General features: G+C 59.6%; 12 protein-coding genes. 5 read left to right on the top strand and 7 right to left on the bottom strand.

Going from position 1 to position 14,345, the window contains the following annotated elements; translation table 11 throughout:
* Positions 1-52 precede the first annotated feature (52 nt).
* Positions 53-1,141, top strand: a complete 1,089-nt coding sequence (locus PMI27_RS17050; protein ID WP_008148464.1) for a catalase family peroxidase — start codon at positions 53-55, stop codon at positions 1,139-1,141.
* A complete protein-coding gene (locus tag PMI27_RS17055) occupies positions 1,138-1,683 on the top strand; it encodes a cytochrome b (protein WP_008148466.1) in 546 nt (181 codons plus the stop codon). Before PMI27_RS17050 ends, PMI27_RS17055 begins: the two co-directional genes overlap by 4 nt.
* A gap of 115 nt (positions 1,684-1,798) precedes the next feature.
* Here PMI27_RS17055 and PMI27_RS17060 read toward each other — a convergent pair whose 3' ends face one another.
* Entirely contained in the window at positions 1,799-3,040 is a 1,242-nt protein-coding gene (locus tag PMI27_RS17060) for an MFS transporter (RefSeq protein ID WP_008148468.1), read from the bottom strand.
* Between the two features lie 96 nt (positions 3,041-3,136).
* Here PMI27_RS17060 and PMI27_RS17065 point away from each other — a divergent pair, with 96 nt between their 5' ends.
* A complete protein-coding gene (locus PMI27_RS17065; protein ID WP_008148470.1) occupies positions 3,137-3,583 on the top strand; it encodes a winged helix-turn-helix transcriptional regulator in 447 nt (148 codons plus the stop codon).
* Between the two features lie 39 nt (positions 3,584-3,622).
* Here PMI27_RS17065 and PMI27_RS17070 read toward each other — a convergent pair whose 3' ends face one another.
* Both PMI27_RS17070 and PMI27_RS17075 read right to left on the bottom strand, forming a co-directional pair.
* The gene (locus tag PMI27_RS17070; protein ID WP_008148472.1) at positions 3,623-4,774 is read right to left on the bottom strand and encodes a M14 family metallopeptidase; all 1,152 of its coding nucleotides are present in this window, start codon (positions 4,772-4,774) and stop codon (positions 3,623-3,625) included.
* 483 nt (positions 4,775-5,257) lie between these two features.
* The gene (locus PMI27_RS17075; RefSeq protein ID WP_008148474.1) at positions 5,258-5,599 is read right to left on the bottom strand and encodes a DUF6124 family protein; all 342 of its coding nucleotides are present in this window, start codon (positions 5,597-5,599) and stop codon (positions 5,258-5,260) included.
* A gap of 129 nt (positions 5,600-5,728) precedes the next feature.
* Between PMI27_RS17075 and PMI27_RS17080 the strand changes: the two genes are divergently transcribed.
* The gene (locus PMI27_RS17080) at positions 5,729-6,379 is read left to right on the top strand and encodes a LexA family protein (protein WP_008148476.1); all 651 of its coding nucleotides are present in this window, start codon (positions 5,729-5,731) and stop codon (positions 6,377-6,379) included.
* Positions 6,380-6,418: 39 nt separating this feature from the next.
* On the opposite strand, the gene PMI27_RS17085 is transcribed toward PMI27_RS17080, so the two are convergent.
* From PMI27_RS17085 to PMI27_RS17100, 4 genes are all read right to left on the bottom strand, one after another.
* Complete coding sequence (locus PMI27_RS17085) at positions 6,419-8,374, bottom strand: acetyl/propionyl/methylcrotonyl-CoA carboxylase subunit alpha (RefSeq protein ID WP_008148478.1); 1,956 nt, start codon at positions 8,372-8,374, stop codon at positions 6,419-6,421.
* Positions 8,374-9,189 (bottom strand): gamma-carboxygeranoyl-CoA hydratase, encoded by an 816-nt coding sequence (locus PMI27_RS17090; RefSeq protein WP_008148481.1) that lies wholly within the window; start codon positions 9,187-9,189, stop codon positions 8,374-8,376. Before PMI27_RS17090 ends, PMI27_RS17085 begins: the two co-directional genes overlap by 1 nt.
* A gap of 119 nt (positions 9,190-9,308) precedes the next feature.
* Positions 9,309-10,916, bottom strand: coding sequence for a carboxyl transferase domain-containing protein (locus PMI27_RS17095; protein WP_008148483.1), 1,608 nt, complete (start codon positions 10,914-10,916; stop codon positions 9,309-9,311).
* 12 nt (positions 10,917-10,928) lie between these two features.
* Entirely contained in the window at positions 10,929-12,092 is a 1,164-nt protein-coding gene (locus PMI27_RS17100) for an isovaleryl-CoA dehydrogenase (protein ID WP_008148486.1), read from the bottom strand.
* A gap of 252 nt (positions 12,093-12,344) precedes the next feature.
* Here PMI27_RS17100 and PMI27_RS17105 point away from each other — a divergent pair, with 252 nt between their 5' ends.
* On the top strand, positions 12,345-14,039 hold the full coding sequence (locus tag PMI27_RS17105; RefSeq protein ID WP_008148487.1) for an AMP-binding protein: 1,695 nt from the start codon (positions 12,345-12,347) through the stop codon (positions 14,037-14,039).
* Positions 14,040-14,345 lie beyond the last annotated feature (306 nt).

Raw genomic sequence — 14,345 nt, 5'->3', positions numbered from 1 at the left:
GGGTCGTCTGCTTGATCCTTCTCACTTGTGGCCGATGGCCCCGGAGTCTTTCATGGTAGATCGCTCATCACCGCCAACCCGGCCACCCTTGAGTGCCGCGAGCCTGACATTACGTCTGGCCGGTATCGCTGTGGTGGTTGCCGCCCTGGCCGGGGCTTTTGCCTACGTCAGCGGCACCTTTGACCCACAGCGCCTGACCCCGAAAAAACTGATCAATGTGCTGGAGACCAACAACGGTGTGCACCCGGGTTTCCGGCGTAACCACTCCAAGGGCGTGTGCGTGATCGGGCATTTCGAAAGCAGTGGCGAGGCGCGCAGCTATTCCAGCGCTCAGGTGTTCAATGTTGCGCGGACCCCGGTGGTCGGGCGTTTCGCCTTGCCGGCCGGTAATCCTTATGCGCCAGACAACAGCGTGCCGATCCGCAGCCTGGCGTTGCGCTTCACCCAGGCCAACGGCCAGCAGTGGCGCACCGGGATGAACAGCATGCCGGTGTTCCCGGTGGGGACGCCCGAAGCGTTCTATCAATTGCAGCAGGCCCAGTCGCCGGACCCGGCCACCGGCAAGCCGAACCCGGCTGCGGTGCCAGCGTTCTTCGGTTCGCATCCGGAAGCTGCACCGTTCCTGGCCTGGATCAAAACCGCCAAGCCGTCGGCCAGTTACGTGACGGAAACCTACAACAGCGTCAATGCGTTTTACCTGGTGAACGCGGCCGGGCAACGTCAAGCGGTGCGCTGGAGCATGGTGCCCGTCGCTCAGGATGCCATGGGTGCTACGGCGCCTGAGGGTGGTGAATTCCTGGAGAAAGACCTGGTTCAACGTATTTCCGCAGGGCCGCTGCGTTGGCAGTTGAACATCACGCTGGCCAACCCTGGCGATCCGGTCAACGACGCCAGCAAGGCTTGGCCCGAGGGTCGCAAAGTGTTGAACGCCGGCACCCTCGTACTCGAAAGCACCCAGCCGCAACTCAATGGCGAATGCCGTGACATCAACTACGACCCGCTGGTACTGCCCGCCGGCATAGAAGGTTCCGACGACCCATTGCTCGCCGCTCGTTCAGCGGGGTACGCCACTTCCTACTTGCGTCGTACCAGCGAAGTCAGCCAATTGCCCTCTGCTAATAAACAGGAGTCTCGTCAATGAGCGCTCAACCGAACCACTTCGCGCCTTTAGCGCGATTGCTGCACTGGCTGATGGCGCTGATGATCATTGCCATGCTGTTTATCGGCGCGGGCATGGCCGCTTCGGTGTCCGAGCGTCATGAGTGGCTGATTCATCTGCACAAACCTTTGGGCGTCGCGATTCTGCTGTTGGTGGTCGTGCGCCTGGCCGTGCGCTTTTCCACGCAACAGCCACCGCTGCCAGTGGATCTGCCGGGTTGGCAAGCGCTGGCGGCCAAGGCTTCGCATATTTTGCTGTACGCGTTGATGCTGATTCTGCCGCTGCTGGGGTGGGCGATGATTTCGGCGGCGGGGGATCCGGTGATGCTCAGCAACTCGTTGCAGTTGCCGTCGATCGTACCGGCGAATGCGCAAGTCTTTGCGTTCCTGCGCAAGGCTCACGGGTATCTGGCGTACTTGCTGTTCCTGACGGTGCTGCTGCATTTGGCGGCGGCGCTGTTTCACGGCTGGGTGCGCCGCGATGACGTGCTGGACAGCATGTTGCGGGGCAAGGATCGCGGCTGATCTGATCTACCGAAATCTATTGTGGCGAGGGGATTTATCGGAATGCCGCACCACCCCGTTGGGCTGCGAAGCGGCCCCAAAATGCGGTTTGTCAGATAAACCGCAGTGAATGAAATTACGACTGCTTCGCAGCCGAACGGGGTGGTGCGGCATTCCGATAAATCCCCTCGCCACAGGTTTTGTGTGCTTTCGTGGCCAGCGTTCGCCACCAATAGATCAACGCCACAGCATTGATGCCTGCGCCCAGCAGGCATACGCCGAGCCACCCGGCCCACGCGTACATCGCCGTCGAACCGATCGACCCCAAGGCGCTGCCAATTGAATAGAACAGCATGTAGCCGGCGGTGAGTCGGCTTTGGGCTTCGGGGCGCACGCTGTAGATCATGCTCTGGCTGGTGACGTGCACGGCCTGCAAACCCAGATCCAGGGTAATCACGCCAAGCAGCAATGCCCACAATGAGGACTGGGTGAAGGCGATCGGCAGCCAGGAAACCAGCATCAACAAGAGTGACAAACCGCTGGTCCATTGTCCCAGGCCACGATCAGCCAGATGCCCGGCGCGAGCGGCGGCCAATGCACCGGCGGCACCTGCCAGTCCGAATAATCCGATTTGTGTGTGGGATAACGACAGCGGCGGGGCGCTCAGTGGCAGCACCATGGGCGTCCACAACACCATGGCGCTGGCGAAGGTCAGTAGCGCGAGCACCGCCCGCTGGCGCAGCACCGGTTCTTCCTTGAACAGCGTGAATACCGAGCCCAGCAAGGCGCCGTAGGAACTGGCGGGTTGCGCAGCTTCATGTTTGGGCAACACACGAAACAGCAGCAACGCCATCACCAACGTCAAACCTGCTGACAACAGATAAATCGAACGCCAACCGGCGAGGTCAGCCATGCCGCCGGCCACTGTCCGGGCGAGCAGAATACCGACGACGATGCCGCTGGTGACCACACCGACCACACGCCCTCGCTGTTCCGGGATGGCCAATGTCGCGGCGTAGGCCACCAACACTTGTGTCACGACAGCCAGTAACCCGGTCAATGTCATGCCGATCAGCAGCCAGATGTTGTCAGGCGCCAGTGCGATCGTGAGCAAGGCCAGCGCCGACAGCACAGTTTGCGTAACGATCAGGCGCCGGCGATTGAGCAGGTCACCCAGCGGCACCAGCAACACCAAGCCTGCGCCGTAACCGACTTGTGTCAGCGTGACGACGATGCCGATGGTTGCGGGGTCCATGGCGAAAGCCTCGGCCATGGCATCGAGCAGCGGTTGTGCGTAGTAAACATTGCCGACGGCCAGGCCGCAGGCGATGGCAAACAGCAACACCACGGTGCCGCTCAATGGATGTTCAGGTTTCATGACGGGCTTCCTTATGTGGTTTCAAAGTGAAACCAGTTGTACGGTATGGAAGCTGGTTTTATATTGCAACTACATTTGATGGATGTGAGCGCGCTCATGGCTAAACGTACAAGCAAGGAAAACGCCGAATGCCCGGTTGCCCGTTCCCTGAATGCCATTGGTGATGGGTGGTCGTTGCTGATCGTGCGCGATGCATTTGACGGCATACGCCGGTTCGGGGAGTTTCAGCGCAATTTGGGCATGGCCAAGAATATTTTGTCTGCGCGGCTGCGCACCCTGGTGGCCCACGGTATTTTTGACCTGGTGCCGGCGTCGGACGGCAGTGCGTATCAGGAATATGTGCTGACCGAAAAGGGCAAAGGCCTGTTCCCGTTGATCATCGGATTGCGCCAATGGGGCGAGGCGTTTTTCTATGAGGCTGGGGAGGCGCACTCGCGGGTTATTGACCGAGAGAACAGCCGACCGGTGCAGACGCTGGAATTACGTGCCGAGGATGGGCGCTTGCTGGGACCTGAGGATTGCGTGCGGATCGCTGCCGAGTGAGGCATGGCTGCATGCCGGACATGCAGCCATCGAGCGCGATCAGCGCAAGGTATCGACCATGTCAGCCACGGTCGTCAGCACATCCTTACCCAACTGCTTCGAGCGTTTGCCAGACCAGCCGGTCAGCGCATTCGGCGCATCGTTGTTGTCCTTGAAGGGCATTTCGAGGGTCAGCGACAGGCAGTCGAATTTCTGACCGACGCTGTTGCACGCCAGGGTCATGTTGGCTTTGCCCGGTTCGTCACGGGTGTAGCCGTGCTTGGTCTGGAAGTCCTTGGTCAGGTGCTTCAAATGACTGCGGAAGTGTTCTTCGAGTTTTTCGATCCGTGGCGTGTAACCCGGGTTGCCTTCGCAGCCGGCGGTGAACACGTAGGGGATTTCTTCATCGCCATGGATGTCGAGGAACAGGTCCACGCCGTACTTTTCCATCTGTTGTTGTACGAAGAAGACTTCCGGGCTGATTTCCTGGCTGGCGCTCTGCCAGGCGCGGTTCAGGTCCTGGCCCATGGCGTTGGTGCGCAGGTGACCGTGGAAAGCGCCGTCCGGGTTCATGTTTGGCACCAAATACAGATCGGCGCTGGTCAGCAGTTTGTTCAATACCGGATCGTCGTGTTTTTCCAGGCGTTCGATCACGCCTTCCATGAACCATTCGGCCATGTGTTCGCCGGGGTGTTGCTGGGCGATGATCCAGACCTTGCGCTGACCTTCGGCGCCCGTGCCTTTACGCAGCAGTTGGATGTCTCGACCTTCGACGCTTTTGCCGGTGGCCAGCAGTTCGGTGCCAGCCTTGGTCAGCGCTTGCTCGATCAGCCAGTCGTGACGGCCACGACTGTAGGGTTCGAAGTAAGCAAACCAGGCGTGGGTGGCGGTGGCTTCAAGGCTGAAGCGCAGGCAGTCACCTTCGAAAATGGTCGGCACCCGGAACCAGTTGACGTGGTCGTAGGACGCCACGGCCTGATAACCATCCCAGGCTTTGTTGTAGGAGGACTTGCTGGCATTGTTCAGACGAAACCAGTGTTCCTGACCGACGTGCAGACCGCTGGCTTTGAAGTGGAACCACTGAAAGTGCTGGCTGCGGGTGTCTGGCTTGATGGCCAGCAGGGCTTGCAACGGATTGCTGATGTCCAGCACTTCAATGTTGCCACTGTCGAAGTTGGCACTGATGTCGAAAGAGGATTTAGCCACGGCCATAGTCGATTCCTGAATATGATTTTATGGCTGTTACTTTACACGCTGGGAAGGGAAAAACCGGGGGAAATTCTGGGTTGAAGCGGGGGGCGTCCTCCTTGACGCCGACGAAGCTTAGAGACTGTGCGATTGATTCTCAAGCGCTATTTTTTATTAGTTTGGGCCAATGATGCCGGGCTTCTCTTGCCAACGGATATTCTTTTGATATCATCCGCGCCATTCGAATTTGCAGCACCTAAAGACTTCATTAGCCTGAAGGTAAAGCCAGATTAACTGGCAAAAAAAAGACCCGGCAAAAAGCCGGGTCAAAAACCGTGATTAGCCTGATGAGGAGATAGTCCAGGAGACCGACCTAAGGTCACTTGGACAATCGACTGATCTCGCGACCAGTTGCATGCAATAATAATCATTCTCGTTTGCAAGTCAAATGTTTTTATCTGCGCGATTGGAAAGTTCTTTCCCGTCCTCCTCGTCAGTACCCGTGTCTCACCCGTTCTGATCGCCCTCCAGGGATCGATCCACCATTGCCCTGGCCAAGTCGATCATGTGCACCGTCGAAATCGCCAGGTCCCGACTTGCGCCCTGCAAATTGCTGGCTGACTCGTACGCGATGGCGGCGGCACACCGTAGCAAATCCGTGGCATGAACCAGCGCCTCTTCGCAGCTGATGTTGCGGTTTACGTCAAAGAAACGTTCTTCGACCACTTTCTCTGAAACAGCTGGTTTCAAGTAATAGTCCAGCGCTCGTTGTGCGGCGGCAGAGCCTTTGGGCGAGGTGAGCGAAGTGTCGATTTGCATGTCAGGCAGGTCGTTGCAGGGGATGGACATGGCGATGGCAAACTCCGTGATAGATTCAGATCCGTGAACCCATCCTAGTACGTACTGTATTTATGACGAGAGATTAAATACTACAATTTGTGTTTTGATGGCCGGAGGCGCCCACGTATCGTGCCGCACATGGATAAATGGATTGAATTGGTCAAGGCCAAGATGAGTGAACTCAAAGTCACTCAAGATGAACTCGCAGATCGCCTCGGGATGTCCCAGGGCGGCGTCGGCCACTGGCTGAACAAACGCCGCGACCCTGGCGTCGTCAACATGAACCGTGTGTTGAAGGCGCTGGGCATGGACTTTCTCGAAGTGGTGCTGGTGATCCGCGAACCACTCATCCTGGATGAGGAGGAGATGCCTCTGGCGCTGAAGTACAACCCGTACTTCCGCTACCCGGTCAGTGACTGGAAGGCGCCGGCGCAGCTGCGCGATGGTGAGCTGACGGTGTATCGCAAGGAGGAACGCTTCGAGCTGACCGACTACCACGCCCAGGGCCCGGCCTTCTGGCTGAGTGTGGTGGGCGATGCGATGACCGCGCCCACGGGTATCAGCATTGCCGAGGGCATGATGATCCTGGTGGACCCGGCCATCGTGCCGGAACCCGGAAAACTGGTGATCGCCCAGTGGCCGGACAGCGCCGAGGCGACCTTTCGCAAGCTGATCGAAGAGGGCGGGCAGCGTTACCTGGTCCCGCTCAATCCGACCTATCCGAAAGCCCTTTACACCGAAGAGTGCCGAATTATCGGCGTGGTGGTTCAGGCGACAGCCAGGTTCTAATCGGATCGGTCCTCGCAAGACGTAGGACCGATCTTCATTTCATGCTTCTTCAAACTCGACCAACGCACTGCCTTCGCTGACCATCTCGCCTTCCTGGCAATACAGCGCCTTGATCACCCCGGCGTGCGGTGCACGAATGCTGTGCTCCATCTTCATCGCCTCCAGCACCACCAGCTGCGCCCCGGCTTCGACCGTTTGCCCGGCTTCCACCAATACCCGCACGATGCTGCCATTCATGGGGGCGGTCAGCCCGCCGTGATGGCTGTGACTGGCCTCGACGGCGCTGATCGGGTCGTAGGACTCGATGCGGCGCAATTCACCTTCCCATTGCAGATACAGAACGTCGCCCCGGCGGATTGCCCGATGCTGGCGGCGCAGGCCGTTGTGCTCGGTCAGCAGTTGCTCGCCTTTGAGTTGAGCGGTGTGGGCATCAGCGTCGCCCAATGTCAGCGCGCGATCCTGGCCTTCACAACTCAAATGCAGGGTGATTTCTGTCGGCAGTCCAGCACGGAAACCATTGCTGTTGGCCCAAGGCGAAACCGGGTCATCGGCTCGTGGAGAGCTCGGCTGGCTTTGGGCAAATGCCTGGGCGGCGGCTTGCCAGAATTCGTCACTGAGGTCCGAGGCGACGGGCAGCAGTTCTTCCTGATAACGCGGAATGAAGCCGGTATCCAGTTCGGCCGCAGCAAACGCCGGATGGCCGACAATCCGGCGCAGGAAGTTGATGTTGGTCTTGAGCCCGCCAATGGCAAACTCATCGAGCATACTCAGCAGCCGCAGTCGCGCCTGTTCACGATCCTCGCCCCAGGCAATCAGTTTGCCGAGCATCGGGTCGTAGAACGGCGAGATCTCATCGCCTTCTTCGACGCCACTGTCCACCCGCCGTCCCGGACCTTGCGCGGATTCGCGATACAGCTCCAGTCGACCGGTAGCTGGTAGGAAATCATGGCCCGGGTCTTCGGCATACAACCGCACTTCGATGGCATGGCCGATCAGCGGAACCTCGGCTTGGGTCATCGGCAGCGCTTCGCCGCGGGCCACACGAATCTGCCAGGCCACCAGATCGAGGCCGGTGATGGCTTCGGTGACCGGGTGTTCGACTTGTAGGCGTGTGTTCATCTCCATAAAGAAGAACTCACCCCGCGAATCCAGCAGGAATTCCACGGTGCCGGCGCCGACATAACCGATGGCCTGTGCCGATCGCACGGCGGCCTCACCCATGGCGCGACGCAGTTCCGGGCTCAAGCCTGGAGCGGGTGCTTCTTCAACGACTTTTTGGTGCCGACGCTGGATCGAGCAGTCACGTTCGTTGAGGTACAGGCAGTTGCCATGCTGGTCGGCGAAAACCTGGATTTCCACGTGACGCGGTTTGAGCAGGTACTTCTCCACCAGCATCCGCGAATCACCGAACGAGGATTTCGCTTCCCGTTGGGCCGAGGCCAGGGCTTCGGCCAACTGGCTGACGTCCTCGACCACTTTCATGCCTTTGCCGCCACCGCCCGCAGTGGCTTTGAGCAGCACCGGATAACCGATGCGTTCGCAGGCGTCGCGGAAGGTGTCGAGGTCCTGAGCTTCGCCGTGATAGCCAGGCACCAGCGGCACGCCGGCGGTTTCCATCAAGGCTTTGGCCGCGGATTTGCTGCCCATCGCGTCGATGGCCGAGGCGGGCGGGCCGAGGAAAATCAGGCCTGCTTCTTCGATGGCGCGGGCGAACCCGGCGTTCTCGGAAAGAAAACCATAACCGGGATGAATCGCTTGAGCGCCGCTGGCCTTGGCCGCGGCGATCAGTTTGTCGATTTGCAGATAACTGTCAGCGGCTTTGCTGCCACCGAGGTCGACGCGGATATCCGCTTCGCGGCTGTGTCGGGCTTCACGGTCAGTGGCGCTGTGCACGGCCACGGTGGTCAGGCCCAGGGCTTTGGCGGTGCGCATCACCCGGCAAGCGATTTCGCCGCGGTTGGCCACCAGCAGGGTGGTGAGAACAGGTGCGCTCATCAACGCGGCTCCTTGGTGGTGGTTTCGGCTTGCCAGCTCGGCGGACGTTTTTGCAGAAAGGCCCGCAGGCCTTCCTGACCTTCAGGGCTGACGCGGATGCGGGCGATGGCGTTTTCGGTGTAGCGGCGTAGTGCCGGGGTCAGCGCGCCGTGGCCGACTTCGCGCAGCAAGTCCTTGCTGGAGCGCATGGCGGCCGGGCTGTTGAGCAGCAGGTTGTCGATCCACTGTTCGACTTTTTGCTCCAGCTCAGCGATCGGATAACTCTCCGACAACAAGCCGATTTCCCGCGCTCGTTGTCCGCCGAAACGCTCGGCGGTCAGCGCGTAGCGACGTGCCGCGCGTTCGCCGATGGCTTGCACCACGAACGGACTGATCACCGCCGGGGCCAGGCCGATGCGCACTTCCGACAGGCAGAACTGCGCATCATCGGCGCCAATCGCCATGTCGCAGCAACTGATCAGGCCCAGCGCACCACCGAATGCAGCGCCTTGCACCACCGCCAGCGTCGGGACTTTCAGCTTGGCGAGGTTGTACATCAACTCCGCCAGTTCCCGGGCGTCGTCGAGGTTGGTGTGGTAATCGAGTTCGGCCGATTGCTGCATCCAGGCCAGATCCGCGCCGGCACTGAAATGCTTGCCGCGTCCACGCACTAACAGGAAACGCAGACTGGTGTCGCTCGACACTTTGTCCAGGGCGAGGATCAGTTCGCGGATCATTTCGGCGTTGAAGGCGTTGTTCTTTTCTTCACGGCTGAGCCACAGGGTCGCAAAACCACGCGGGTCGGTCAGCAGTTCGAGGGTGTTGAAGTCGCTCATGTATATCCGTCTCCACAACTTTTTTCTGTAGGAGCGAGGCTTGCCCGCGAAGGAAGCGCCGCGGTGTACCTGTTGCACCGCGTCATGCCTGTTCGCGGGCAAGCCATGCTCCTACGGGATCACATCCGGAACACGCCGAAGCGGCTCGGTTCGATTGGCGCATTCAGCGACGCCGACAAGGCCAGGGCCAATACATCGCGGGTTTGCGCCGGGTCGATGACGCCGTCGTCCCACAACCGGGCGCTGGAGTAGTAGGGATGACCCTGTTCTTCATATTGGTCGAGGATTGGTTGCTTGATCTCGGCTTCCTGCTCGGCGCTGAAACCGTGGCCACTTCGTTCGGCCTGTTCGCGTTTCACCTGCACCAAAACACCCGCCGCCTGCTCGGCGCCCATCACGCCGATGCGTGCGTTCGGCCACATCCACAGGAAACGTGGATCGTAAGCCCGGCCGCACATGCCATAGTTACCAGCACCGAAACTGCCGCCGATGATCACGGTGAATTTCGGCACCTTGGCACACGCCACGGCGGTCACCAGTTTCGCGCCGTGTTTGGCGATACCGCCGGCCTCGTACTTCTGGCCGACCATGAAACCGGTGATGTTTTGCAGGAACAGCAACGGAATGCCGCGCTGACAGGCCAGCTCGATGAAGTGCGCGCCTTTCTGCGCGGCTTCGGCGAACAGAATGCCGTTGTTGGCGAGGACCGCGATCGGGTAACCGTGCAAGTGGGCAAAGCCGCACACCAGGGTCGTCCCGAACAGTGCTTTGAATTCGTCGAACACCGAACCGTCCACCAACCGCGCAATCACTTCACGCACGTCGAACGGTTGCTTGGCATCCGCCGACACCACGCCGTACAACTCGTCGCTGGCGTAAAGCGGGGCGATCGGCGTGCGCTGTTGCACTTCGCCAAGCTTGCGCCAGTTGAGGTTGGCGATGCTGCGCCGAGCAATGGCCAGGGCGTGTTCGTCGCTCTCGGCGTAGTGGTCGGCTACCCCGGAAATCTTGCAGTGCACATCGGCCCCGCCGAGGTCTTCGGCGCTGACCACTTCACCGGTCGCGGCTTTTACCAGCGGCGGGCCGGCGAGGAAAATCGTCGCTTGTTCACGCACCATGATCGCTTCGTCGGCCATGGCCGGCACGTACGCGCCACCGGCGGTGCAGGAACCCATGACCACCGCGATTTGCGGGATGCCCATGGCGCTCATGTTGGCCTGGTTGAAGAAGATCCGTCCGAAGTGCTCACGGTCCGGGAACACTTCATCCTGACGTGGCAGGTTGGCGCCGCCAGAGTCCACCAGATAGATGCACGGCAAGCGATTCTGCTGGGCGATGGTTTGGGCGCGCAGGTGTTTTTTCACGGTCAGCGGGTAATACGAGCCACCTTTTACGGTGGCGTCGTTGGCGACGATCATGCATTCGACGCCTTCCACACGGCCGATCCCGGCGATCACGCCAGCGGCCGGAACGTCTTCGCCATACACCTCGTAGGCCGCCAATTGGCTGATCTCGAGAAACGGCGAACCCGGATCGAGCAGGCGATTGATCCGTTCACGGGGCAGCAGTTTGCCCCGCGAGGTGTGGCGCTCTTGCGCCTTCGGGCCGCCACCTTGCTGCACTTTGGCGAGCAGGGTGTGCAGGTCGTCGACCTGTTTGAGCATCGCCGCGCTGTTGGCCGCGAACTCCGCCGAACGGGGGTTGAGCTGGGTATGCAGGATAGCCATGGACAGCTCCGTTTAGCGGGTTTCGTTGAACAGTTCGCGACCGATCAGCATGCGACGAATCTCACTGGTGCCGGCACCGATTTCGTACAGCTTGGCGTCACGCAGCAGACGACCGGCCGGGAATTCGTTGATGTAGCCATTGCCACCGAGAATCTGGATCGCGTCGAGGGCCATTCGGGTCGCGCATTCGGCGCTGTAGAGGATGACTCCGGCGGCGTCCTTGCGGGCGGTTTCGCCGCGTTCGCACGCTTGCGCTACCGCATAGAGGTAGGCGCGGCTGGCGTTGAGTTGGGTGTACATGTCGGCGACCTTGCCCTGGATCAGCTGGAATTCGCCGATGCTTTGGCCGAACTGCTTGCGGTCGTGGATGTACGGCACGATCAAGTCCATGCAGGCCTGCATGATCCCGGTCGGGCCGCCGGACAGGACAACGCGTTCGTAATCGAGGCCGCTCATCAGCACCTTCACGCCGCCATTGAGCACGCCGAGGATGTTTTCTTCCGGTACTTCGACGTCGTCGAAGAACAGCTCGCAGGTGTTGGAACCGCGCATGCCGAGCTTGTCGAATTTGTTGCTGCGGCTGAAGCCTTTGGAATCACGTTCTACGATGAACGCGGTGATGCCGTGGGGGCCTTTTTCCAGGTCGGTCTTGGCGTAGATCACGTAGGTGTTGGCATCCGGGCCGTTGGTGATCCAGGTCTTGCTGCCATTGAGGACGTAGTGATCGCCGCGTTTGTCGGCGCGCAGTTTCATCGACACCACGTCGGAACCGGCATTCGGTTCGCTCATGGCCAGGGCGCCGATGTGTTCGCCACTGATCAGCTTCGGCAGGTATTTGGTTTTCTGTTCGTGAGTGCCGTTGCGGTTGATCTGGTTGACGCAGAGGTTGGAGTGCGCGCCGTAGGACAGGGCAACCGAGGCCGAACCGCGGCTGATTTCTTCCATGATCACCACGTGCGCCAGGTAACCCAGGCCAGCGCCGCCGTATTCTTCCGGGACGGTCACACCCAGCAGGCCCATGTCGCCGAATTTACGCCACAGGTCGGCGGGGAACAGGTTGTCGATGTCAATCTGAGCGGCGCGTGGTGCGATCTCTTTGGCGACGAAGGACTGAACCTGATCGCGCAGCATGTCGATGGTTTCACCGAGGGCAAAGTTCAGGGATGGGTAGCTCATGGGTCACCTTTTGGCTTTTTTGTAGGGTAGGGAGGGCCGTGATTTGGTTCTCACCTTTACGTTAACGTAAGCCTGTGACGAATGGCTGTCAATCACCCTTTACGTTAACGTCAACTTGAGCGACTCTGTAGGAGCAAAGCTTGCTCGCGATGAACGATAGCGCGGTCGTATAGTTACACCGCGGTGCTCCCATCGCAGGCAAGTCGGATCGCCGCACCGCTAGTTCCTACAATAAAGACAATAGGGGTCGTCATGGATCAACCCAGTGCAAGCCCGCAGCGCAGTTACACCCGTGGTTCCCAGGACAAAGCCTTGCTGGCGATGACCATCGGCCAGGCGTTCGATAACACCGTCGCGCAGTACCCGACCGGGGAGGCGCTGGTCGTGCGCCATCAACAGTTGCGCTACACCTGGCAACAACTGGCCGAAGCCGTGGATCTGCATGCCAAAGCGCTGTTGGCGCTGGGCTTGCAGACCGGTGATCGTCTGGGTATCTGGGCACCGAACTGCGCCCAATGGTGTATCAGTCAGTTCGCCAGCGCGAAAATCGGCGTGATTCTGGTCAACATCAACCCGGCCTACCGCAGCTCCGAACTCGAATACGTGTTGAAGCAATCCGGTTGCCAGTGGCTGGTCTGCGCCGGTGCCTTCAAGACCTCCGACTATCACGGGATGCTGCAAGGCCTCGTTCCCGAGCTGGCCGAGCAATCCATCGGAAAGTTACAAAGCGAACGACTGCCGGAGCTGCGCGGTGTCATCAGCCTTGATGCTCAGCCGCCATCGGGTTTCCTGCCGTGGTCGCAATTGACCGATCTCGCGGGGAACGTGTCGGCGGAGCAGTTGAGTGAACGTCAACACAGCCTGCATTTCGACCAGGCGGTAAACATCCAGTACACCTCCGGCACCACCGGTTTCCCCAAGGGCGCGACCCTCAGCCACTACAACATTCTCAACAACGGTTACATGGTCGGCGAAAGCCTTGGCCTGACCGCGAGTGATCGTCTGGTCATCCCGGTGCCGCTGTATCACTGCTTCGGCATGGTCATGGGCAACCTCGGCTGCATGACCCACGGCAGCACCATGATTTACCCCAACGATGCATTCGATCCACTGCTGACCCTGACCGCCGTCGCCGAAGAAAAGGCCACCGCGCTTTACGGCGTACCGACCATGTTCATTGCCATGCTCGATCAGCCCAAACGTGCTGAATTCGATCTGTCGAGCCTGCGTACCGGGATCATGGCCGGGGCGACCTGTCCGATCGAAGTGATGCGTCGGGTCATCAGTGAAATGCACATGAGCGAAGTGCAGATTGCCTACGGCATGACGGAAACAAGTCCGGTGTCTTTGCAGACCGGTCCGTCAGACGAACTGGAATTGCGCGTCACCACCGTCGGTCGCACCCAGCCACAACTGGAAAGCAAGATCATCGACGAGGCGGGCAACCTGGTGCCGCGCGGCACTATCGGTGAGCTGTGCACCCGCGGCTACAGCGTGATGCTCGGCTACTGGAACAACCCGCAAGGCACCGCGGAAGCCATCGACCAGGCCGGCTGGATGCACACCGGTGATCTGGCGAGCATGAACGACGAAGGCTATGTATGCATTGCCGGACGTAACAAGGACATGATCATCCGCGGCGGTGAGAATATTTACCCGCGGGAGCTGGAAGAGTTCTTCTTTACCCATCCGGCGGTGGCGGATGTGCAAGTGATCGGGATTCCGTGCTCGCGGTATGGCGAAGAGATTGTCGCCTGGATCAAATTCCATCCGGGCCACAGTGCTACCGAGCAGGAGCTGCAAACGTGGTGCAAGGAGCGCATCGCGCACTTCAAGACACCGCGTTACTTTAAATTCGTCGATGAGTTTCCGATGACCGTGACCGGGAAGATCCAGAAGTTTCGGATGCGTGAGATCAGTATCGAGGAGCTCAAAGCGATACCGTAGGAGCAAGGCTTGCCCGCGAAAGCGTCCACTCAGTCGACATCAATGTTGAATGATAAATCGCCTTCGCGGGCAAGCCATGCTCCTACAGGTACAAGTTTTATTAAATGCCGGAAAGCACAAAGGGGAGCCGAAGCTCCCCTTTAATTTTGTCGTTGCGCGTGCTCTTTTTTTATTATTGAGGGGCGGTCTGTTGTTGTTTTTGGAAACCGTGACCCTTTACCGCTGTTTTTGTCGATCCCCATCCGGGATCAAGAGCAAACGTATTTTTTTGAGCGCTGATCTACTTTTTCGCTAAGCGATCCAACC

Source organism: Pseudomonas sp. GM41(2012) (genome assembly GCF_000282315.2).
Lineage (GTDB): Bacteria > Pseudomonadota > Gammaproteobacteria > Pseudomonadales > Pseudomonadaceae > Aquipseudomonas.
This window is presented reverse-complemented; position numbering and strand designations above follow the sequence as displayed.